16 protein-coding genes and 1 tRNA gene are annotated in these 24,239 nt (G+C 54.0%); 2 read left to right on the top strand and 15 right to left on the bottom strand.

Translation table 11 applies throughout. The features are described 5' to 3' along the window. Positions 1–218 precede the first annotated feature (218 nt). The 11 genes from JOD55_RS02340 to JOD55_RS02290 form a co-directional block, all read right to left on the bottom strand. Positions 219–3,362: a choice-of-anchor M domain-containing protein gene (locus tag JOD55_RS02340; protein WP_204398288.1), complete on the bottom strand. Its 3,144-nt coding sequence runs from the start codon at positions 3,360–3,362 to the stop codon at positions 219–221. Next, entirely contained in the window at positions 3,359–4,237 is an 879-nt protein-coding gene (locus JOD55_RS02335; protein WP_204398286.1) for an anchored repeat-type ABC transporter permease subunit, read from the bottom strand. The genes JOD55_RS02340 and JOD55_RS02335 overlap by 4 nt, the downstream gene beginning before the upstream one ends. Further along, positions 4,234–4,971, bottom strand: a complete 738-nt coding sequence (locus tag JOD55_RS02330) for an anchored repeat-type ABC transporter ATP-binding subunit (protein WP_204398282.1) — start codon at positions 4,969–4,971, stop codon at positions 4,234–4,236. Before JOD55_RS02330 ends, JOD55_RS02335 begins: the two co-directional genes overlap by 4 nt. Beyond that, the gene (locus tag JOD55_RS02325) at positions 4,968–6,032 is read right to left on the bottom strand and encodes a choice-of-anchor M domain-containing protein (RefSeq protein WP_204398281.1); all 1,065 of its coding nucleotides are present in this window, start codon (positions 6,030–6,032) and stop codon (positions 4,968–4,970) included. Before JOD55_RS02325 ends, JOD55_RS02330 begins: the two co-directional genes overlap by 4 nt. After that, the gene (locus tag JOD55_RS02320) at positions 6,029–7,588 is read right to left on the bottom strand and encodes an anchored repeat ABC transporter, substrate-binding protein (protein WP_338022178.1); all 1,560 of its coding nucleotides are present in this window, start codon (positions 7,586–7,588) and stop codon (positions 6,029–6,031) included. The genes JOD55_RS02325 and JOD55_RS02320 overlap by 4 nt, the downstream gene beginning before the upstream one ends. Next, entirely contained in the window at positions 7,585–9,450 is a 1,866-nt protein-coding gene (locus JOD55_RS02315) for a choice-of-anchor M domain-containing protein (protein WP_338022177.1), read from the bottom strand. Before JOD55_RS02315 ends, JOD55_RS02320 begins: the two co-directional genes overlap by 4 nt. Positions 9,451–9,696: 246 nt before the next feature. Beyond that, positions 9,697–11,169 carry an MFS transporter gene (locus tag JOD55_RS02310; RefSeq protein ID WP_204398280.1) on the bottom strand — a complete coding sequence of 491 codons (1,473 nt, stop codon included), beginning with the start codon at positions 11,167–11,169 and terminating at the stop codon, positions 9,697–9,699. 232 nt (positions 11,170–11,401) lie between these two features. Further along, complete coding sequence (locus tag JOD55_RS02305) at positions 11,402–12,145, bottom strand: glycerophosphoryl diester phosphodiesterase (RefSeq protein WP_204398278.1); 744 nt, start codon at positions 12,143–12,145, stop codon at positions 11,402–11,404. A gap of 323 nt (positions 12,146–12,468) precedes the next feature. Further along, a tRNA-Thr gene (locus tag JOD55_RS02300) sits at positions 12,469–12,541 on the bottom strand. Between the two features lie 174 nt (positions 12,542–12,715). Further along, on the bottom strand, positions 12,716–13,546 hold the full coding sequence (locus JOD55_RS02295) for a DsbA family protein (RefSeq protein WP_204398276.1): 831 nt from the start codon (positions 13,544–13,546) through the stop codon (positions 12,716–12,718). 208 nt (positions 13,547–13,754) lie between these two features. Next, positions 13,755–15,758, bottom strand: a complete 2,004-nt coding sequence (locus JOD55_RS02290) for a serine/threonine-protein kinase (protein WP_204398274.1) — start codon at positions 15,756–15,758, stop codon at positions 13,755–13,757. Between the two features lie 261 nt (positions 15,759–16,019). Between JOD55_RS02290 and JOD55_RS02285 the strand changes: the two genes are divergently transcribed. Then, a complete protein-coding gene (locus tag JOD55_RS02285) occupies positions 16,020–17,147 on the top strand; it encodes an ABC transporter ATP-binding protein (protein ID WP_204398272.1) in 1,128 nt (375 codons plus the stop codon). Between the two features lie 148 nt (positions 17,148–17,295). Beyond that, a complete protein-coding gene (locus JOD55_RS02280) occupies positions 17,296–18,582 on the top strand; it encodes a DUF4032 domain-containing protein (RefSeq protein WP_204398269.1) in 1,287 nt (428 codons plus the stop codon). Positions 18,583–18,689: 107 nt separating this feature from the next. Here JOD55_RS02280 and JOD55_RS02275 read toward each other — a convergent pair whose 3' ends face one another. The 4 genes from JOD55_RS02275 to JOD55_RS02260 form a co-directional block, all read right to left on the bottom strand. Next, on the bottom strand, positions 18,690–19,739 hold the full coding sequence (locus JOD55_RS02275; protein WP_204398267.1) for an aspartate-semialdehyde dehydrogenase: 1,050 nt from the start codon (positions 19,737–19,739) through the stop codon (positions 18,690–18,692). Continuing rightward, complete coding sequence (locus JOD55_RS02270; RefSeq protein WP_204398265.1) at positions 19,736–21,010, bottom strand: aspartate kinase; 1,275 nt, start codon at positions 21,008–21,010, stop codon at positions 19,736–19,738. Before JOD55_RS02270 ends, JOD55_RS02275 begins: the two co-directional genes overlap by 4 nt. A 104-nt stretch (positions 21,011–21,114) precedes the next feature. Then, positions 21,115–21,744 (bottom strand): recombination mediator RecR, encoded by a 630-nt coding sequence (gene recR / locus JOD55_RS02265; RefSeq protein WP_204398263.1) that lies wholly within the window; start codon positions 21,742–21,744, stop codon positions 21,115–21,117. Next, on the bottom strand, positions 21,744–24,224 hold the full coding sequence (locus JOD55_RS02260; RefSeq protein WP_204398261.1) for a DNA polymerase III subunit gamma and tau: 2,481 nt from the start codon (positions 24,222–24,224) through the stop codon (positions 21,744–21,746). Before JOD55_RS02260 ends, recR begins: the two co-directional genes overlap by 1 nt. Between the last annotated feature and the right edge of the window lie 15 nt (positions 24,225–24,239).

Below are 24,239 nucleotides of genomic sequence, written 5' to 3'. Positions count from 1 at the left end.
GCCGGGCGGGGTTACTCGTGCAACTCGCGGGGTAGATCGTGCAATTAGTGAAATGAGTGCAAACTGCGCTTCCTGCGCCGCTCACACTACAGCGTTGGGCAACACCAGTCTAAGTTATCAAGAAAAAATGGGCATAACTTAGGCGATTTTTGAGTAATCGCGCATATATCGCACGATACATCAAAAATCGCCTAAGTTACGTCTGGTTATTTACCTAATCACTTGCGAATTGCAAAGATATACGCACCAGCGCCAATCATTGCCAACACGCCAGTTCCGAGGAGTCCCCACTGCCACAATGGCGTGCCGCCATTGCCCATTGCTTTGGAGCCATTTTCCGGATTCATGAGCGATGCAACATGCTCTTCCGGTGCTTCTAGCGATTGCACTGCATTCTCAGTGCCAGCGATCGCGTTTGGATCATTGGAGTTAGCATTCGGATCGGCATTTGGATCGGCAGGAGTTGGAGTTGCCGCTAAGGCATTCGCTACCTCGCCACCAGCAGAACCAGCCGAAGCGGGCTGCGCAATATTTGGAGTAGCACCGCCGCGACGTACCGATCTTGCACCCGCCGTTGCGCCTGACCCGCTCGCATTACCTGCAGAGGCAGAATATGCAGACGCATTAGTTGCGGGCGCACCAGCAGACGACGACGGAGCCTGATTTCCTGACGTAGGAACTGGGGCTGGCGTTGCCGATCCTTGCTTCGAATCGCGCCACACGGGAATTGCTTCGCCCTTGTTCAGACGCGATACAAGCTCGCTCATTGCCAAAGGCTGGCGACCTGTACCATCAGTCACCGGTGCCGCAGAATCGGTTGGAGTAGTTCCACCTGGCAAGCGCTCCTTACCTGCGGTGATGGACGTATCACCAACGAGGAAGCGTGCCGTGAGCACTTTCTCAACCTTTTTACCATCGAGGAGCTGCATCGTGTACACAAAATCCATGGTGTAGGTACCAGGAGCAGTGAAATAGAATGCTTGATGGTCATGCGACCGGTATGGGTAGGAGATCACTTTGTTGAGATCAGCGGTGTCAAGGCGCTTGACGAAGCCGGTTCCCAGTGAGTACTGACCGGTGAGCATACGTCCTGGACCGCGCACATTACGCAGCGAAACCTTTACTCCCTCTTTGCCGAGCAGATCGTAATTGACTCGCATGGTGGAGAATCCAACCCAAGGCAAGCCTTCTAGCTGTGCTTCTGGAAGAATCCACGTACCCTTAGGTGCTGCGGACTTCAACTCGGCAAATTCTTGCTTGTCCGGCACAATCGCCCAAGCTGAATCTGGAACCGCGTAAGCAAAAGTGCCTGATTCGTGCAGAACTGGCTTTGATGGCACCGCGGTGTCGTCTACAAAAGCCTTAGCCTCAATGTCTTTGTCATAAGCGAGGGCTTGATCCATGTGTCCCTTAGTGATCACTGCACCAAGCTTGCCAGACAGTGAAGCGAGCAGCTGCGCCCGCGCGTCGTCGATACTGAGCTTAGCTGGGCCAGTGACAGGTCCGGTAGTGCCGCTACCTGGCACTACGACGTCTCCCGGCTTTGGAGCAGGAGGCGTCACACCAGTTCCCGTGCTTGGAAGCATGGTTGGGACTGGAACGGTTGCTGGATCTTTACCGGCTGATTGAGCGGCCGCCACGAGGTTTTCATACTGCATCTTACGAAGCACATTGATGGTGTCGTTTCCAACGGCAAAGTACACCTTGCGCGCATCGTAGGAAAATTTACCTTGGGCATCTTTAGCATTCACATCGTAATCGATGAGGTACATACCTGGGCGAGTAAAAATGTGCGACTGGCTGAGTTCTTTGCCCTCATCCAATACATCACGTGCTGGTTTTACGGAGGAATCAAGGCGAATCTTGAAAATATTATTTTCCATATTTCCGCTCAGATACCGTCCATCTTTTGGCAGCACCTTATAGGAGATGTCATAAACGATCGGTGGAGTAATTTTTTCCTTGGTGATCGCAGAAAAATCAAATCCGAGTGCAGCATTCTTATCCGAAGCTGTCTCCGGGAGTTGCCAAACTGTGCCATTATCTGACGACGAATACAGATTCGTTGCTTCTGGTTTCACGGTTTGACGTAAACTATCTGGAACTTCGATTCCGACCTTGACGTCGTCATCGATCACTTTCTTTGCATTTGCCGAGGTGGCGTCAACAAGTTGGGTTTCAAGGAAGTTGTTTTCGCTCGTTCCCGGTTCGGGATAGGCCGAACGAATCACATATTTACCTGCAGAAACCATCATTTTTGGAATGAATTTTTGGCTATCTGTAGCATCGATAATCTGTTTACGAATGGCTTGTTCGGCATCACTTGGAGCTTGACCCGGCGACGGCGCTGGCGTGGTTCCGCCATTCGTTCCGCCTGGCGTCGTTCCACCGGTAGTACCACCAGGTTGTGGAGCAGGCGCTTTACCAGCAAGCACATCTTCCATTGAGATCTTGATTGGGTTGAGAAGCTTAGTAGTACCGTCCGGAAGCTGTACGTCTTTATCGCTTCCAACCAGCCATGTAATGGTCGACGGTTCTGAAACTACCTTCTCAGTGCTGCTCGTCCTATAAGAGGCTTCGAAGCCGAGGTGGTACACACCAGCCTTGGAGAACGTCCAGCTCCAATGCCCATGAGCTCCAACATTGAGAATTGTTGGAGGTAGCGTGTTATCCGAAGAAAGGCCACGGTTTGGAGCACCAAATCCAACCGTGCGCCAAACGTCAACCTTGCCTGGACCATCCACCTTCGAGAATTTCAATTCGACTTCGTTGAGGTAGAAGTTTGTTGGCACGTTCACCTCATGATGTGCATCAAAGGATCCCAGCCCAGCCCACACAGGCCGCCAACGGTCAATATCCTCTTGCGGCGCATGCCACACGATAGACTTTGGCGATCCCAGGAACGAATAGTTAGCGTCGTCGGGAACGATCATTCGCGAGACTTCCAGACCATCCGAAGTGCGCGCATCTGGAGCTAAGCGCACACATATCTTCGACGGATCCTTAACAACCGCCTGCCCATCAACCACGGTCACGGTGAACTTTCCGTTTACGCGAGTCACATAGCCCGCGTCAACATGCGCGTGATGGAGCAACTTTTTTCCAGCACAGACGTGTGGCACTTGGTTTTGAGCATCCGGCGTCGCTCCTGGCAACGCAGCTGCGCTACCAGCAGGAACCTTGAGATCGGCTGGAACCATATCACCATATCCTGGCTCACCAGGCTTGTGTTCGGTATCCACGACGCCAGTGGAACCGGCGTCGGCCGCAAAAGCAGACGACGAACCGCTCATTCCTGGCAAAGTACCGAGCAACAACCCACCAGCGAAGATTGGCGCAGCAATCATTTTATTAATTTTCACGTGGCGACCTTTCTAGGGCGTACCAGTTTTGATAGAACTCCAGCAGCGATACCTCTACGTGGAGCGAAAATCCAAATAAGCACAAACAGTGTTGATGAACAGAGCACAATGGCGGCACCCGTGGGCAGATTCCACTGCCATGATGCCCACACGCCAATAAATGCAGCGATGGATCCCAGCACCGGGCCAATCACCATCATGGTCACAACGCGATCTGTGAGCATGCGCGCGCTCGCCGCCGGAGCGATGAGCAGCGCAAGAATTAAAATATTGCCGATTGACTGCACAGAAATAACCACTGTGGCAGCAATCGCCAGGTAGAGAACAAGATCCACCAGCACCGACTTGATACCGAGCGCCCGCGCATGATCGCGGTCGATGCTCACCAATACGAGGTAAGGGTGGAGCAGCGCCAATATCGCCAGGATAAAGAATCCCGATGCGGCCACGACGATCAGATCAGTATTCGTCACGCCCGAGAGCGAACCGAATAGGAACGACTCCAGCGATCCGGTGTATCCAGGAATTCTCGACATAATCACCAAACCGAGCGCGAAAGCTGCCGCGAAGAAGATTCCGATAATCGAGTCCTCACGCAGCCTGCGGTTTTGGGAAAATGTGGTGATGAGAATAGCCACGACGACGCCGGCCACCGCGCCTCCGAGCAAAATGGAACCTTGCAGAGCAAAAGCGATCGCCACACCAGGGAATACAGCATGCGAGAGCGCATCACCGACGAACGAAAGCCCACGTAAAACTACGTGCACACCCACAACCCCGCACACCACTGAACTCATAATCGCGATGAGGAGTGCGCGCGGCAAAAATGCCAGCACGGGATTAGTTAGGTCGTTTAAGAAATCGATAAAACTCATCGCACTCCCATTCCTAGCGAACGCAGCAAGGCAGAGTCCGCACGCACTTGGTACGTCTCCATCCACAAATCTGGAATGAGCAGATCTTGCGGTTTTCCAATGGCGCGAAGCGTTCGATTAATCATGGCCAGACGATCAGAAATATCCACTGCTTGACTCAAATCGTGGGTCGACATCACGATCGACACCCCATTGCGTGCAAGTTCAACAAACAGATCCGAGAGCGCATCTTGATTCGGATGATCCAAACCAGAAAATGGCTCATCAAGAAGTAGCATGACCGGATTGGTAGCCAAAGCCCGCGCAATAAGAACGCGCTGTTTTTGCCCGCCCGAAAGCTCAGCGATCGTGCGCGAGCGCAGCTCATACAATCCAACTTTGCGCAATGCAGCGTAAACGCCTGCCCAGTGCTCTTTGCGTGGGCGCCTAAAAATCCCCAGTTCTCCAAGGTACGACGTCATGACCATCGATTCAATGGAGATCGGGTACGTCCAGTCAATGTCTTGACGCTGCGGAACGTATCCGATTTTCGCCGAGGACTCTTCGCTCTCGATCTTTCCAGAATCGAGCGGAATCAAACCCATGATTGAGCGCATCAACGTGGTTTTACCTGCACCGTTAGGACCAATCAGGCCTAGCAGTTCTCCCGGATACACGTCGAGGTTAATATCGCGAAGCACATGGCGCCCGCCCAGGCTCACATTGAGCCCGTCGATATGAACAACTGGCTTCACTGATTATCACCAGGGGTTTCTGGGGACTGCGTGAATTTCTGTGGTGCTTCTTGTTCCACAGTGTGCGTAGCAGGCGATTCTTTACCACTTACGTCTTGTGCAGGTGCAGCTGGCACGGTGTTTCCGACTGCGGCAGCTGCTTCAGCTTGACGTTTCTTTGTGGCGCGGCGTCCAAGGGTAATACCGAGTACCACGACTGCGGCAACTGCCAGCAATCCGAGACCAATGATCAGCGGAAGTGAGGTTGATTTGTCTACAGCGCTTGGCTCATCAACTTTCGCTGGAGCTGCTGGCGCAGTCTCTTTTTCCCATTTGGCGCTCAAGGCTTTCTGTGCATTGGCGGCATCTCCCACCGCAAAGCGCAAGAGCTGCGTGTTTTCTACGGTTGTGCCATCTTTGAGCTGAGCTTGCGCGGTGATCCGCACCAAGTGAATACCTGGCTCGGTAAATACCCAGTTAGCATGCGTGTGGGTGTTGAGATCGACGTGAATCGGCTGCGATTCTTCCGAATCCCCTTTCCACAGCTGCTGTGGGCCGGCAAAGTTTCCTGCCTGCAAGAATACGTTGAAGTTGCCCGGTCCTTGATGTCCACCAAAAATCAGCGAAACTCCGCCATTGACTTTCGATACCACATTAGGGTCTTGGGTATTCCAACCGAGCCACACCACATTGGCGATTTCTTGCTGCGGAACCACCCATACTTCCTTGTCAGACTTGATGAAGGAGTATTCGTTTCCTTTGGGAACAGCGATCTTGCCCTTGTCGCGAACGCGGAAGACGACGTCGTCGAGGTGACGCCACGTCGGCGGCTTGGAAACGTCGTCGCGAGCCATCAAAGTCCATGTGCCATCGATGAATTTCGGCCCCATGTCTACGTGACCTGCAGAGATTTCTACAGGAGTGCCGCGTGGCGCCACAGTTTCGTTGGCGTCTACAACTTGGGTGAGTGCAGGATCAGCAGGTACCGGCTTTGGTGCGTCCTCAGCAACGGCAGCTGTGGGAAGTGCAAAAAGAGCTGCACAAACGAGCGCTAAACGCGCACATGCCCGGGATAACTTCATTTCTGTTCATCTTTCTTTGAGTGCCATGCGCGATCCCATGCTGGAAGGGATTGTGGATCCAAGCAGGATTTAAGGGATCGTGCATTAAATTCCATAAGACCAACGTAAGAGTCGATTCCTTCGGTGAAGGTATCTGATTGCACTTCACAGAGCCGGACTTTGGCTTGATGAGCTAAGTTGATCAGTTCAGCTGCGTGAGTGCGGTTTGTTGGCTCGATAAATACTGCGTGAGCTTTCGTGTCACGCAAAGTTCGGGTGAGATTCGCAAGAGTCTGCACCGAGGGTTCTAGGCTCGGGTTTGGCGCGATGAATCCGGCAACGTCCAGGCCGTATGCTTTGGCTAAATATCCGAAACTGTCGTGAGCGGTGACGAGTTTTCGTTGCGGTTTAGGGATTGAACCCAAAACTGAACGCATCCATTCGTCAAGATCACGCAGGTTATCTATGTATTTTGCCGCGGCTTTCTGATAGTCAGGAGCATGTTGTGGATCAACCGAGGAGAGCTGGTCGCGAATAACTTCCACGTAAGCGATGGTGTTTTTGACGTCGTGCCACAGGTGCGGATCGATTTCACCATGCACGTGTTTACCCAATACTGCCTGGGCAAGTACCCACGCTTCGCTACCTGGCGCGCCTAAAAACTTCCATTCGTTTGAGGGCACAGTAGTGGCGACGGCGTGTGGCACCGCTACCACCACGTCTTTGGCTTCGTATGTGGCGGCAGATCCTGTCTCACCAGTTCCATCGAGCGTGATTCCGCCGGCCAGATGAGCAGTGATGTCCACATGCCCAGAGTCGAGGATCGTTGGCGCTACTCCGTGCGGGTCGTTGCCCACCATAAAGGTGATGGTGGTGTTGCCCAGTGGAGTGCTCGAACCGTCATGCACAAGCTCCGCTTTGATCGTGAGCTCGTATTTTCCTGGCTGCGAGAATCCCCACGACATATGCGTATGGGCGTTCGTCGGCAGGGAAACGACGTCTTTTTCGTCGATGCCGTCGTAGCTGGTAATCCACGGTGTTGGGTTGCCGAAGGTTCCTGTGGTGAACGCCGATAAGTCTCCCGGACCGGAGGCTTTTACAGCGCTCATGCGCACTTGATCGTTGCTTCCACCTTGCCCATCGACGCGAAATCCTAGCCAAATCGTCGATAGCGAGGCGTCTTCAATAAGACGAATATGCCGCGCACCGTAGGGAACAGCCGCTTGTCCTAACGCAACGTGGGGAGCGCCGTCGGGCAAATTCGCATCTATCGTTTTGATCAGCGAGGCTTCTTCGAGCATGAGCTGATTTGAAAATGCGATCTGAGCGTGCGTGACGTCGCGCAAAGTGGCAAGCGAGGGTTCGTAGGTGTGCGGATCGGCTCCTGCGGGAACTAGGCTCACCACATTGGCTTGTGGTGCAACATTACGCACTAAGTCGGCGACAATCGGCGTGCTCGCCACAACGGTGAGCCTTTTATCCGAATTCTGAGTAGGCGCAGCAGCAGCGGAGGAACACGCACCTACCGCTGCTATCAGGCCTAGCGCCGCGAGGCGCTTCCAGTTCTTCCGCGTCACTTCGCTTCCGTTCGTGATGACGACGACGGAGACGGCGTCGTTACTGATGCCGGGGTCGTGTACGCCAACCTTGCGCCTGCATTATTTTTACGACGGCGGTAGACCACCAGCGCGACACCGGCGAAGAGCACAATAGCGCAGGTTATTGCCGTTGTTACTAATGTTGAACCTGTTTTCGAGAGATTGCCTGGCATTGCGGACTCAGCAACGTTCTTGCCCTCAGCGAGCAAAGCTGCGATCTGCTCTGGGGAGAGCTGGCAGTCCGCACCGGAGGCTGTTTTACCTACATACTCGATTCGGTAGTATTGGCCGTTTTCTTGCACAATGCCGCTTGGCATCTGGTTTGAGCTGGAAGAACCACCGAACCAGTACCTGCCCACGATTTTGCCGAAGTTGCCCGATTCAAAGACCGCGAGCGAGCCTGGGCCGGACACCGAGTTGAGGGTCCAGGTCACGTTGCCAGAGGTATTCTGGAGCAGCGAGGGGTGCATGGTATTCGCTCCAACCCACGGCACTCCTTGTACTTGCGAAGATGAGATGAGCCAGATTGGGCTGCCGGCAGCTGCCACGAATTCAATTCCGGCTGGCGCATTGGTTTTTGCGGTGTCTGCAACGCCAAAGACGAGCGAGTTAGGAGCCACCCAGTTCGCAGGTTGGCTGCGGTCGTCTTTGATGCTCATGGCGATGCCGCCACCGTTGAAGGTGGTGCCCACGTCGAAGTGACCCGAGTTGGCATTTCCTGATCCGCCGACGTTGAAGGTGAGAGTGCCTGAGGTGGTGAGCGTTTGACCAGCCTTCGAAGTGGTCGACTGGGTGATCGAGACCTTATACGTGCCAGGTGCCGTGAATACCCAGTTGGGGTGCACATGCGTATTTGCGGGGATTGTGTAGCTTCCGCCGGTGCGGGTTCCCCCTGCGCTCGGCGCCGCGATCGGCGTCTTTACCTCAGTTGGAATGCACTGTTCAGCTTGTGGAGCATCTGCGACTGGTGCGCTGCTCGGCGCGGCGCTAGGAGCCGACGTCGTGTTAGCAGCAGGGTTGATGCTGCTTGGGGTAGCGCCACCATTAACGGGTTGCGTTGGCGGCACGTAGTTTCCTGCTTTCGCATCCGCGATGGCTTTATCGCCGACGACCCAGTGATAGGTGGCTGGTTGTGCCACTACGACTGTGCCGTCTTTGTAGGTCACGTGTGCACGCACAGTGAGGTCATAAGCTCCCGGCTGCGTGAACAGCCAGTTTACGTGCTGATGGGTGGGAATTTGGTGGGTGAGCTTCACGCCATCAGAGATTTGGAAAGCTCCGCCTGAGAGAACTGATTCGACTGATCCAAAAGTGCCTTGCTGCCACATGTACACACTGCCTGGGCCTTTAGCAGAGACAAATTCGAATTCGATTTTTGCTGGATCGATTTGTGCCACTTTCAGGCTGTCGAAGCCTGGCCAGAGCATGCGCTGGTCTTGGACTTGCGGCAGGGCGTATCCAGCCACGCCTATCTGTGGGATTTGTTTGGTTTGATCGCTGTATGCGGCGTCAACTACTCCAAATATCACTTCGTCTGGGCTGTGGTAGGTGGATGTGCCTGGTGTTGTGATGTCCTCTTTTGACACCATGGTGATTGTTCCGCCGTTGGGAACTACCGTTATGGCGTCGGTGTGACCAGTGGTGAGAACTGTGTATTGCGTCGCTGCGTGAGCAGGGAGCGCTGATAGTGATGCGAAAACAAGTGCTAGAGTTGTACAAATAATGGCGACGACGCCGTTGTTGCGCTTGCTCCTGGAGCTGCTGTTGCGCATGCTGTTAGGTGTTAAATCGACGCGCGGAGCGGTGATATTTTGCGCGCGATGAGTGTAAAGATTTGACACGAGTTACCCCATTCTAGACTGAGAGCTATTCTTAATAGTATTAATGAGCAGCTAGAAAGTGAAACTCTTTATCATGTCTGAGGTGAAGTACACAATTTAGCAATCAAAGTAGTGTTAAACAAAAAGGAGGGTGTGTGTTCGTGCGCAACAATTTTCGCACGAACACACACCCTCCCCCAGCAAAAGCCGAAATGAGGCCGTTAATCAGGCATGTACCCAGCAATAAAACGGCGAATAAAGCTAGCCCTACAACCGGGATGTAGACTCTCCAGCAAGGCCACTAGCTGCGGAACCGGCATCGCCAGCTGCCACACCGGCGTCGGAAATACCCTCCGACTCATCCACCTCGCCAGCCGTGACGGCAAGTAGATCGGACGCACCGTCGTCGTCCAGCTTCCCCTTCTTTTCGAGACGCTTGTTAATTATCGCCAAAACAATCGCACAAGCAGCACCAATAGCCGCAACGGTGATCGTGATCAGGAGAACTTTCTGGTAGCCGACGTACGGATTGTCCTTGTTGGCTTCCACAATGCCGGCCGTCATCGGGTGTGCCCAGAACACCGAAGCATAAGCCAAGAACGAGCCAACCGACATGGCCGAACCGCTAATGTGTTCTGGCAGGTGCAGCTCAGCAATAGGCGCCAAAATGACCGCCTTACCCATGAACACACCCACTGCCATCACCATGAGCAGCACCATCGCAAGCCACATTAGGTTCGAACCCGACGGAAGCAAGTAAACGCAGAATGCACCGGCCGTGGTGATCGACAGTGCGAAGCCGAGCATCACCGTGGAGGACTTAAAGACGTAGTCGGCGATGAAGCCAGACACAAGACCAGCAAAAACACCAACTAGGCCGGTGTTGAAGATACCGAACATTCCCGCCACAGAATCCGAAGCATGGAAGACGAGCTTGATGTATGGTGCCGACAGGTAAATGAGGTTCACGTACGTCCAGTAAATGCACATTGCAGCCAAGCCGGCGAGCCAAACACGTGGCTTGAGCAACACGTTCACTAGACCTGCCAGTGCGGCGACGTTCTTGCCCGCTTTCTTTTCACCAATCTGCACGCTCTCAGCAACCGCGTTCTTTGGCACGAAGCGTAGCAGTGCAAACACAATCGGAATGAGGAGCAAGGCGTAACCGATAGCAAAAATCTTGAGCACACCGGCTGCCTGATCTGGGAATAGACCAATAACGCCGATCACAATCAGGTTCATGACAACTTCGAGTCCGCGGCGAACGGTTTCCAGCAGACCCATAGCCAGTCCGCGACCCTTGGTGTCCTCGTCTTTGGCCACAAATACGACGCCGTTGACCACCGCCGGCCAACCAATAGCATCCCAAATACCCCAGCTAGCTGCGATAATAACCATCACGTTGAACGGCAGATTCGGAATAAGGAACAGCACAAGGAATGTGACGAGGCGCCACCCTGCGAATGCGATGAGGATGGAGCGAATCGTGAAGCGGTTGTTCACCCAGCCTGCAGGCACATAGAAGAACATCGCAATGCCGATCCACCCCATCAGGATGCCGAATTGATCCATGCCGATACCCAGAGACTGGGTCAGTGGGAGCATTAACGCCCCTTTGAATGCTTCAAAGGACACGTAAACTAGCTGACCGGTGAGTACCACCGTGAGGAATGCTCCGATCTTTCCGCGCTTGAGGAAGTGCGGAATGCGCGACGTCGAAGCAGCACTAATTTCATTCATGTTGCGTAACTTTCAGTTAAAGATGCAGCGCGGCCAGGACCGCATTGCCATGACGGATCCCGCACAGGCAACACCACGCCCGCGGTTATTCTGTGCAGCCGTTGCCTATGGCCATCGGCTGGTCACCGCGTACCTACGTCACCCGCGCAGGAATAATCAGCACGGTGCGTTTTTGGGCGCACTGTGCCACACCGGCGTCGGCGCCGGCGAATCCTCACTATGGCGGGATGGGTTATGCCATAAATTCGTGGGCGATATCCGTGAATACGCCCGTTACACCCCAATTGAAGAGTTCATTTGCACGAGCCTTACTATTGACAGTCCACACGTTGACGCCGAAACCGGCATCGCGGAAAGCTGCCACACGCTCTGGCGTAAGGCTTGCATCTTCAGGGTGAATATAGGTGGCACCGACGAGTTCAAGAATTGAACGCCAATCGGGCCAGAGGTTTTCTTTCACAAAGAGCGCTCCGATAGCGAGGTCAGGACGCGCTTCATGGACGTGATGAAGAAGAAGATGGTTAAAGCTGGAAATGATAATTTCGCGCTCTGGATCAAGTCGATCCAGCTCAGCAAGGGTGTTTTCGATGAGTTTGAGAGAGGCATCTTTGCCACGCTCATTGGATTTCAATTCGATATTGGCATTGAGACCAGTTTCGTTCATCAGATCGACAAGCTGACGCAAGGTGGGAAGAGGCTCGCCTGCGTATTGCTTGGAAAACCAGGCCCCGGCGTCGATCGAAGGAAGATCAGCCTCGGTGAGGTCATAGAAATAGCCGGAACGGTTCGTGGTGCGGTCGAGGAGAGTGTCATGGACTACCACGGGTGTGCCGTCACCGAGGATATCCACATCAGTTTCAATCCACGAAAGTCCATGCTCGGCAGCGAGCTTGAAAGCAGAAAGCGTGTTTTCAGGAGCGAGGGTGTTGAGCCCACGATGTGCGATCACTTCGCGTTCTAGCATTGTATGCGCCATTATTCCTACCATCATCGTCGATCTTATTTAATAGCTTTTCGTTTTTAACCCGAAAACCTTTAGGTTTTCATAGGGCAGCCCAGTTAAGTATCTTGCTGAATTAAGATACACCATGAGAATTAACTGAAATCCCGTTTTTGTTACAATGGGAAACTTTCCAACATAAGGCAAGGGAAAATGAACATTTTTTCAGGGGTTGTGAGTGGCGTAGGCAGGCACGGAGAAGGGTGCTCACGTTTTTTGGTGTGTTTTTGCAAACATCTCGAGATGTTTGCAAAAACACACCAAAACATCAAGCCTTACCAGATTTTAGGCAGCAAAAGAGCCCCCTGTCGGACTCGAACCGACGACATCCGCTTTACAAGAGCGGTGCTCTACCAACTGAGCTAAGGAGGCTTTGCTTCGGGATTCGGCAAGCAGGAAACTTTGCCAAAAACACCAGCGTTTTAATATTGCCAGAAAGATGGGTGGGACGCCAATCTGATTGGCGTCCCACCCATCCCAAGTGGAATTATTTAGGTCACATAGCCTGCGCTATTTAGCACGCGTAGCCACTTGACCGGCTCTCAGCTACTTCGTCGGCTTTGCAATCGAATCAAGGAACGCCGGCATGCCACCCTTAGCCCATTCCTCGGTTTCCTTTCCGTCGAGAGTCACCGTTGGCGTGCCCTTGTAACCCTTTTCGCGGAACTTGTCGGTAGCCTTCTGCACCACTGCCTGCCATTCCTCAGATTCAATCGAAGCCGGCATATTAGCCAAAACGTCATCTGGCACCCCAGCAGCCTTGGCAATATCAGCAATCTCTGCCGCCGTAGGCTGCGGCTTAGCACGTTTGAGAATCTCATCTGTGCGCACAAATAGCTTCTCTTGGAACTGCACGTAATTATCCGGCGAATAAGTGGCCACATAGAACGCCGCCGCCGCGCCTAGCTGCGACATCGACCCACCCAAAATCGACACTGGGAAATACTGCACCTGCACATCACCCGCTGCCAGATGCTTTGCATAAGCCTCGCTGGAGGCTTTCTCAAGGTCATTACAATGCGTACAAATGAAATCCGAATAAACTCCAACAGTCGGAGCCCCGTTGCCTTTGTCAACAGCCTGACCTTTAGCCCCGACGTAAATACCGTAGTCATCAGTGACGTTGACCAATTTCACCGCACGCTTTTCGCCGTCGTAACTACCGTGATCGGAACTCTTATTGGTCACGATTTTCACCACAGCGAAGACGACGAGCGCCAACGCCACGAGAATACTGACGATCGTGAGGATGCGGTTCCGCTTCGCACGCTTTTCTTCCTGCTCACGCAACATGCGCGCTTTGTTCCGAGCCTCCGCCCGACGTTCTTCTTTGGTCTTTTTTTCGGTGCTCATGCCCGGAGTTTGCTTCGGTGCCATCTTGTTCCTTTAATAATGGAGTCGATATGTATACCTAAATCGTCGATTCTACCAATCCCACAAACGCGTATTCGCTGGCAAGCACAACGTTTAAGAATCCTCGAACAACAACGCTCGATAACACATTCGATTATAAGCTATAAAAAATCTCGCATTCCATTTTTCAGTTCGTTTATCAGCATTTTTTGCGTCAGCACCCAGAAGAAATTCAGAAATGCAAATGTGGTACGGGCCACCACGATACACTTTGCGCTGTGTTATAGATGAACGCACCACAAACAGCGAAAATAAGAGCAAATACTATCCAAAAAACGCGATACCCCACACTAGGGGTCATGCCGTTGAGCACCACTCGCGCCCCCTCACGCACCTGGCTACCAAAAGGTCGCAGCCACGCCACCAAGAATATTCCGGCAAGAACGCCCAATAAGATTGAACGCGGAACATCTTGCATGTATATATGCTGCGCAAATCGGAAGTACGCGAATGCCACCCCTGCCGGTAGCGCAAATGTCACTATGGTGCGCAATACGCTTCCCACCACGGTAAATGGCAAGCTCAGCATTGCGATAGAAAGGTCGCTCCCGGACGGCCCTCCACGCCGTAATCTGCGCCAAAGTATCTTTTGCCGCACGGCACCTACCACGTCAAGCACTGAAAATAGTGCCACCGCTACGGCTATCCCCATGAGAGGAGCTTTCACCGCAAGTAACGACGCCGCCACCCACATAATCCCCAGAAATATCCGGAATGTTGGGAGCGGCTTCGCACCAAGGATTGCCGCCTGCATTTGTTGGACATTCGGCGAAGCATCAGCTTGCACACTTGGCGCACCAGCTACTGCGCCAGCTTGCGCAACATAAGGATTCGGCACCATCCCAGCCTGCGGACTTGGCATCATCCTTTCTTGCGCACCATACGCATTAAAGGTCGCTGCCGGTAGCACCGCCGTTGGTGCCACAGGCGGGATCGACGGCGGCATCTCAGTTGGCGGCACATATTCCGGCTCTACCTGTGCCAATACTTCTGTCGGCATCGGCGAATCCACACCGGGCGTGACGTTGGCGATCATGGTTGCCGGAGTGGTACCAGGCAAGTCATTCTCACTCGCAATCTCGGTCAAAATTGCGGTCTCGCCTGCTCGATCATCCTCTCGACACGGAAACTCATCGCCTGCCCCGCTACCATCGCAGACGCCGTCGTCATCAGCCACGTAGGGAGAGACGACGGTAGCCGCGTCGTCGTCGAAAACGACAGTGCCGTCGTCGTCGGCTTCTTCACCCGACTCGTACGCCACCATCTCAGTTTCGCTACCAGCAACAACGGTCGACGCATCGTCGTCACCGAGCCCACCGTCGTCGTCACCGAGCGCACTGGCAGCGCCCGCCACAGCGAAACCACCGTGGAGCCCAAGCAAAGAGGCGTTCGCAGGATCGCGCACCACCGAAAGCAACTCATCAAAACTGATGCGCCGCTGCGGATCAGGATCCAGAGCCGCCGCAAAAGCAAAGCTCAACGGCGCGTCAACACCATCTAAATCGGGCGGCATCGTCAAAACTCGATGCATCACCACCGCAGCCTGTCCCTTACCAAAAGGCGGTCGGCCAGTAGCTGCATATGCCAAAACAGCAGCTAGCGCCCACCAATCGGCTTGCGCATCAGGATCTCCACCGCGCAATACACGCGGATCGCAATACCCAGGGGTGTGCGCCAAAGAACCAGTTTGGGTAAGGCGAGTGTCGTCGCCACTTTGGGCGATGCCAAAGTCAATTAACACCGGGCCTTGCGGGCCAATCATCACATTCGAGGGCTTGAGGTCACGATGCAATACACCTGCTTCGTGAATGGAATCGAGGGCATCGGCCAGTTCTTCACCGAGCGCGAGCAAATCGTCATTTTCGTATCGCCCCTGCTCACGCACGTCAGCTTCTAACGTAGGGCCGTCGATCAACTCGGTGACGATGAAAACTTCGTCGTCGTCAATCTCAGCGTCCACTACCTGTGCCACGTACGGCCCACGCACCCGCCGCAACATGGCTACTTCCCGGCGCAAACGATCACGCGAAGCAGGATCGGCCGCGATAGCCGGATGCATCAACTTGAGAGCAACACGCGCACCACCAGCATCGATAGCTTCGTATACAGACGACATCCCGCCAAAACCAATTCGCTTTACGATGCGGTAACCACCGATTTCCGTGCGCTGGCGCATTACCCTCCTCAGTGCCATTAAAATTGGACGCCGTTGGATCGGACATCTTGCGACGATCATACCGCAAACGTCTCGGGAGCAAATAACGTGTTCTCATTCACCCTTAAACAGTTTTCCAGACAATTTGTGCAGCGTATGAAACAATGATGCTAGTGAGTTTTGCCAGCTGTAGGCTCGCGAAATAACTCACTGTGTTAGGCAACCGCCTCGCACCTTTCACTCGGATCGTCCGGCACGTACCTGCCGGTGAAGGGACATGTAATGGCTACAGTTACATTCGAAAATGCCACCCGCATTTATCCAGGTTCAGATAAACCTGCAGTTGATTCATTCAATCTTGAAATTAAAGACGGCGAATTCCTCGTTCTCGTTGGACCCTCCGGTTGCGGAAAATCCACGACGCTGCGCATGCTTGCTGGCCTCGAAGACGTCAATTCCGGCCGCATCTACATTGGTGACCGCGACGTTACCGACGTAACTCCAAAAGATCGCGATATTGCGATGGTTTTCCAGAACTACGCGCTCTACCCGCACATGACCGTTGCAGACAATATGGGATTTGCGCTCAAAATCGCTGGTGTAGATAAAGAAACGATTCGTTCCCGAGTTGAGGAAGCAGCGAAGATTCTCGACTTGACCGAATATCTTGACCGCAAGCCAAAGGCTCTTTCCGGTGGTCAGCGTCAGCGTGTGGCCATGGGACGCGCTATCGTGCGCAAGCCACAAGTGTTCCTCATGGACGAACCACTCTCGAACCTTGACGCTAAGCTGCGTGTACAAACCCGCACGCAAATCGCATCTTTGCAGCGTGAACTGGGTGTAACCACCGTATATGTTACGCACGACCAAACCGAAGCGCTCACCATGGGTGATCGTATCGCCGTGCTCAAAGACGGCGTATTACAGCAGGTAGCAAGCCCAGATGAGATGTTTGCCCGCCCTGCCAACTCTTTCGTGGCAGGCTTCATCGGCTCGCCTGCCATGAACCTTGGCGACTGGCGCGTCGACGGCACGAACGCCGTCTTTGGGGAAGCAAAACTTCCACTTCCAGCACCAGTGCGCGCAGCTCTCACAAGCGAAAACGCTACTCATGTAACAATTGGTATGCGTCCAGAGGCCTTCGACGTGGTACCGGCCGCTACCGAAGATTCGATTCCACTGAAAGTGACTTTCGTTGAGCACCTCGGCTCCGATGCCTACATCTATGGAAGCGTTGTGGGAGCCGACGCCGAATCCACGCGTTTCGGTTCAGGTGATGACTCCGAATCGATGACGGTACGCGTGTCTCCCGAAACTGTTCCTGCAGCTGGCGATGTAATTTACCTTGCTCCACGCGAGAACTACGTGCACTACTTCTCGGCTGTGAGCGGCAAGCGCATCGGCAACTGAGAGAATTAGACGATTAGTTTACTAATCTGAAGCTCAAGGGGCGCGGAAGCACGGCACTGTGCACTTCCGCGCCCCACACGCTAGCGACTCACCACCCAAATACACCGCAAGCACGCTACGCAAACAAGCAGCACAGCAAGGAAATGCGATGACGAACGAACCTTTACCACAGCGCAAAGCGCTTGAAATCACCTCCGCAGAGGTGCAGCCGGCTCTGCTCGATTTGCCGTGGAATCTGCCACTGCGCGAATGGCCAGATGATATTATCGCAGCTCTCCCCCGCGGAATTTCGCGCCACGTGGTGCGGTTCGTGAAACTTGACGGCCAAATTCTTGCCGTCAAAGAGATCGGCGAAAGCGTCGCCCATCACGAATACGAGACTCTGCGCGATCTCAACCGACTAGAAACACCCTGCGTCGAGCCGGTGGCGGTAGTCACCCACCGCTACGACGATGCTGGTGAAGCGCTCAACGCCGCACTTGTGACTCGGCATCTTGCCTTTTCTCTCCCGTATCGCGCAGTGTTTGGGCAGTCGGTGATGCGCCCCGAAACTGTGAAACGCCTGATTGATGCGCTAGCTGTGTTGATGGTGCGCTTGCACCTCATCGGTTTCTATTGGGGTGACGTTTCGCTGTCCAATACGCTTTTCAGGCGCGACGCCGGTGAGTTCGCTGCGTATTTGGTCGACGCCGAGACGGGCGAGTTGCGTGAGCATTTGTCCACCAAAAAGCGCGAATACGACGTGGACGTGGCACGCACAAATATCATCGGCGAGCTACTCGATCTTCAAGCAGGTGGTGTGCTCGATGAGGATTTTGATTCCATTGCCGTGGGCACTCGCTTCGCTGACCGCTACAGTTCGCTGTGGAATGAACTCACTTCGGAGGAGTCGTTCAATATCGACGAACGCTGGCGCGTAGACAACCGAATCCGTAGGCTCAATGAGCTGGGATTTGATGTTGCTGAGTTGGCAATGACTGCCGACATTTATGGCACGTCGCTGTCGATCAAACCGAAAGTGGTAGATGCCGGGCATTATTCACGCAAGATTATGCGGCTCACCGGGCTTGACGTTGAAGAAATGCAGGCTCGGCGCATGATGAACGATATCGAATCCTACCGTGCACTGACCGGCAACTCGCAAATGCCACTGTCTATCGTGGCTCATGAGTGGATGACTACCGTGTTTGAACCGACCGTGCGCGCTATTCCCCGCGAGCTGCGCGGCAAGCTCGAACCAGCCCAGATCTTTCACGAAATCCTAGATCACCGCTGGTACATCGCCGAAAATGCAGGACACGACGTGCCTATGCATGAAGTGGTGCAGTCTTATATCGATCACGTTCTCAAAGATCGCCCAGATGAAGTGGTTCTTCTCGATCACAAAGGTTTTGATGAGGATTTCGACGACGACTGGTCCGGTTACATGGCATAGGTTGAGTTACATATTCAGTAAGAACTATGATCCATCTTCATCGCACGCTACAAACTTTGGCTAAGAGGGCACTAGTTCAGCTAAATATATTCTAAGAAACGAGCGAATCAGCCGCGCAGTTCCTCAATGAGCAGTTCAGCGAGCTGAATAGTGTTGAGAGCAGCCCCTTTGCGAAGGTTGTCTCCCACTACAAACAACGCCAATCCTTTTCCATCAGCAATCGACTGATCTTGGCGCACACGCCCAACCAAGCAGTCATCAGTACCTGCGCCAGCAAGCGGTGTAGGCACATCAACATACTGAACGCCCGGTGCATCTTTGAGTAATTCGATAGCCCGATCAGCCGAAATAGCATTATTGAACTGCGCATTTACGCTCATCGAGTGGCCAGTAAACACCGGAATACGCACACACGTTCCACTCACGAGCAACTGCGGGATCCCTAAAATCTTGCGCGACTCGTTGCGCAGCTTCTGCTCCTCATCAGTCTCATAAGAGCCATCGTCAACCAAATTGCCAGCAAAAGGAACCGCATTAAACGCAATTGGAGCAACATAAGGTGCCGTATCGGCAGGCCAGTCAATCGCATGCCCGTCCAGTGCCAAGCCTTCCAGATTCTCCTGCCCAGCACCCGCCCGGGTCTGATCCGCCAAAGCCCGCACGCCCTTCACGCCAGAACCAGAAACTGCCTGGTAAGACGAAACCGTAAGACGCTCAAGCCCCGCCTCATCGTGCAATACTTTCAACACTGGCATAATCGCCATCGTAGTGCAGTTGGGGTTGGCAATAATTCCCTTGGGCCGATTCTTCAAATCCTGCGGATTCACCTCAGAAACCACCAGTGGGCACTGCGGATCCTTGCGCCAAGCCGAAGAATTGTCCACCACCACAGCGCCGGCTTTCACAAATTTTGGAGCGTACTCCAGCGAAGCACTCGCCCCAGCGGAGAACACAGCGACGTCAATACCAGCAAAATCAGCAGTGGCGATATCTTCTACCACCACGTCTTGACCACGGAACGGCAAGGTAGTGCCTGCCGAACGCGCCGTCGCAAAGAAACGCACCGCATCGACGTCTACATTCCGCTCTTCAAGCAGCGTGCGCATTACGCGCCCTACCTGCCCCGTTGCTCCAACTACAGCGAGAGTCATGCTCATCGTCCCGTACCTCCATAAACGATTGCTTCACCTTCGGCGTCGAGATCGAACGCCGTGTGTACTGCGCGAACGGCGTCGTCAAGCAGCTTTTGCTCCATAACCACCGAAATACGAATCTCCGACGTCGAAATCATATCGATATTCACGCCAACTTCCTGCAGCGCCTCAAAGAGCTTCACCGAAACACCCGGATGCGAACGCATACCTGCGCCTACCAGCGAAAGGATGCCGACGCCGTCGTCGCGCACAATCTTCTCGAAACCGATTTCTTCTCTCGCGCCTTCCAACGCCGCAACGGCCGTATCGACGTCCGCAATCGGCAGCGTGAACGAAATATTCGCCACGCCCTCGAGATTCGTGGGCGTATTTTGCACGATCATGTCGATATTGACGCCCGCCTTAGCTACCACAGCGAAAAGTCGCGCCGCAGCACCCGGCTGATCCGGCACGCCTTTCACAGTGATTTTCGCCTGCGATTTATCGTGGCTCACGCCCGAAATAATAGGTGCTTCGTTGTTGCCGTCGAGGTAGCGGCGTGAGTTTTCGTCCACGATCCAGGTTCCTTCCTTGTTGGAAAATGATGAACGCACATGCAGCGGCACATCAAAACGACGCGCGTATTCCACAGCGCGCAAATGGAGAATTTTTGCTCCGTGAGCTGCCATTTCGAGAGTCTCTTCAAACGTGAGCGCTGCAAGTTTATGGGCGCTGGGCACGATACGCGGATCGGCGGTGAATACGCCGTCCACATCCGAATATATCTCGCACACGTCCGCGTTGAGGGCAGCGGCAAAGGCGACGGCGGTGGTATCGGAACCGCCGCGACCAAGTGTGGTGACGTCGTCGTGCCGATTGACGCCTTGGAATCCAGCGATAATGGCCACCCCGCCGTCGTTGACCGTACGAGCGATACGCTCAGGAACAACCCCGACGATCGAAGCCTTACCGTACTTCGAATCAGTGTGCAGGCCTGCCTGCTGACCCGTGTATGCAAATGCAGGCACACCGAGTTCGTTCACTGCCATCGCCAAAAGCGCCATAGAGATACGTTCACCTGCCGTGAGCAGCACGTCCATTTCACGGGCAGGAGGTTTAGTGGACACCGAATTCGCAAGATCAATAAGATCATCGGTAGTATCACCCATTGCCGATACGATCACCACAACTTGTTTTCCCTCGTTGTGAGTATCAACAATGCGCTTGGCCACGCGGCGTATCGATTCCGCATCGGCAACCGACGAACCGCCAAATTTTTGAACTACTAGAGTCACGAGTACCTCCTCCGTGTTGGAGATAATACTAAATCTGCTCAGTGAACATCAGCTGTATTATCCAGTTTGTGGACACATCTTGTGAGCACCCAGCGGCAACGCGTTTAGGAGTCGACTTCGCTCATCGGCGTGTGGAGACGCTGGCGTCCCTCCAAAGCGCGCGAAATAGTGATCTCATCTGCGTATTCGAGGTCGCCACCGACGGGCAAGCCAGAGGCCAACCGCGACACAACCACGCCCATATGCGAAAGATTCAGCGAAAGATACGTGGCCGTGGCTTCGCCTTCAACATTCGGATCCATTGCCAAAATTACTTCTTTGACCTCACCAGATGCGAGCCGCGCATAAAGTTCACGAATCCGCAGCTTATCGGGGCCAATTCCTCCGATAGGGTCGATTGCCCCACCCAAGACGTGATACCTACCGCGAAACTCACGAGTGCGCTCAATTGCCACAATATCGCGCGATTCTTCGACCACGCAGATCACCGAATCGAGCCGGCGCGGATCGGAACAAATCCGGCAAATATCGGTTTCAGTAACATTTCCACATACTGCACAAAACTTGACCTTGAGCTTGACCGCCTGGAGAGCATCAACCAGCGCCTGAACCTCTGATTCATCTACTTCTAGCAGGTGAAACGCAATCCGCTGGGCGCCTTTTGGGCCAACTCCGGGAAGTCGGCCGAGTTCGTCGATGAGTTCCTGGACTGCACCATCGTAAACTCCAGCCATTAAGCACCTGCCTCATGTGAAATCTCTTCAATTACTTTTGCATCGAACTTGTCTAACACTACATTGATTCCCACCAAATTAGACTGCGAAATCTCTGGATCGTCCAAAGAGACTTCGTCCCATTCTGATTCAGGTTTCACTGGCATATGGGCGGGAGTGTCCTGTGCGGACTTTCCTGTATGTGCTTGTGTGCGCGCTTCGGTACGCACTGACGCGTCATTCCCATAGTGAGAGCTGTGGAATGCAGGCTTTTCCGGTTCGCTGTCACGAGCAAAGCTTGGCGTCAATGGCGGTGGAGCCGGCATGTTTTGCGCGTAGAATGGCACATTCGGGTTCGCTGGCGGCATTGCCTGTGGTGGCGGCGCTGGTTGCGTACTTGCTTGCGGCGTCGAATCAGCACTATCTACAGTATCGACGCCATTCAGAGCTAACGCCGGCTCTTCTTGAGCCTGCGTGTCGCCTAATTCAGGGTCAACACCAACTCTCACCTCAGGAATCGTGATCCCATCAACAAGCGGCGCTAATACGCCCGCTGGATCAGCATTAACCTCATCTGGAGCATCTGCTTGGAAAGAATCATAGGCAGGATCTTGCTCAGGCTCGTCATATTCTTCAAGCTCATCTGGCTCATATGGCTCATATGGCGTTATTGCCGCTCCGCCTGCTTCGCTAGCCTGCGGAGCTTCATCTTTTGGGGGATGCTCACCCGATTCAGATCTGCCCAATTCGCCGCTTGCCGACTCAGCATCGCTAGTGAGCTTTTCTGGCGGCACAAAGCACCCCTCACAGCGCGTTTTCAAACCAGTTTCATCGTAGACGGCGTGCGCCAACGCAAAAATAGTTGGGTGGCTGAAATTGAACACCCGAGCGCTTTCATCGTCCACAAATCCAATAACAATAATATTGTTTTCAAAGCTCACGACGCCGGTCGAGGTAGCAAGCACCTTAGCCGCCTCTGGATTTTCTGAAGTTTTAGCGATGATCGCGTTCCACTTTTCTTCAATGCGTTCCAGATCCGTTAGCTCGCGCGGCGGCGCGGTAACTGAATTATCCGGCGCCGGCGCTGGCCTAACTGCTGGATTCGGAGTTGGAGCAGAGCTGGGTTCTGCATCTGGCTTAACTCCCGCCGAAGCTGCTGGTACTTCAACAGCAGCAAATGATGGCATTGGCTGGCGGCGCGGGTCAACCACAGGTTTGTGTGCCGATTCCGCTGGTGTCTGCGATACAGAAGAACCCTGCCCATAAGATGGCTCTTTTTGAGCAAATGGCTGAGAAACGGCCAGTTTAGCAGCTGCAACAGGAGCACCACCCGAGACTGTGCCGCCCGAAACGTTCCCACTCGAGACTGGAGTTGCTGGAACAGCTGGCACAACGGCGTCGGCCTGGGCGACGATCAAACGCGCACAGAGCAACTCAAGCTGCAAACGTGGCGCGGTCGCCCCCGCCATTGTAGAAAGCGCCTCATTGACGAGATCGGCGGAGCGCGAAGCGCGGCGTGCTCCCAGCTCTTGAGCCTGTTGCACCATCAAAGCGTATTGGTCGTCCGGCACGGACACGAAAACATCGTGCACAGACTCACCCGCGAGCGCAATAATCACCAAATCGCGCAGACGCTGCAGCAAATCTTCCACGAAGCGGCGAGGATCGTGACCCGAACGCACCACGGCGTCCACCACGCCGAACAGCGCCGCACCATCTTGGGCAGAAATCGCTTGAATTGTGTCGTCAAGCAATGACGCCGAGGTATAACCAAGCAGCGCAACAGCAGAATCGTAGTCGAGGGTGACGCCGTCGGAACCACCAATAATTTGGTCAAGCACCGAAAGGGTGTCTCGCACTGAACCAGTTCCCGCGCGAACAACGAGCGAAAGTAGGTCATGGCCAGCAGAAATATTCTCTTGCGCACACAGCTGCGCCAGATAATTCTCCAAAACCGGCGGCGGCACGAGCCGGAATGGATAGTGGTGCGTGCGCGAACGAATCGTGCCGATCACTTTTTCTGGCTCGGTGGTTGCGAAAATGAATTTCACATGAGGTGGTGGCTCTTCCACAAGTTTCAAGAGCGCATTAAACCCCTGGTTGGAGACCATATGAGCTTCGTCGATAATAAAAATCTTGAATCGATCACGAACCGGAGCGAAGCCTGCCTGTTCACGCAGCTCACGAGCATCGTCCACGCCTCCGTGCGAGGCGGCATCCAGCTCGACGACGTCTAGCGAACCTGAACCATCACGGGACAGTTCCCGGCATGATTCGCACACGCCACAAGGGGTATCGGTTGGGTATTCTGCACAGTTCAAAGCACGAGCAAGAATGCGAGCCGAGGTAGTTTTACCACAACCGCGCGGGCCAGAAAATAGGTAGGCATGAGTTGTTCGCCCTGCTTCCAGGGCTGCCATCAGCGGTTCAGTTACGTGTTCCTGACCAATAACTTCTTGGAATGTCTGTGGTCGATAACGGCGATACAGGGCAATACTCACGCCCTCAAGTCTACT

The sequence above is a fragment of the Arcanobacterium pluranimalium genome (genome assembly GCF_016907845.1).
In the GTDB taxonomy this organism is placed as follows: Bacteria; Actinomycetota; Actinomycetes; order Actinomycetales; family Actinomycetaceae; genus Arcanobacterium_A; species Arcanobacterium_A pluranimalium.
Note: the sequence above shows the minus strand (reverse complement) of the source record. Positions and strands in the feature narration are given on the sequence as shown.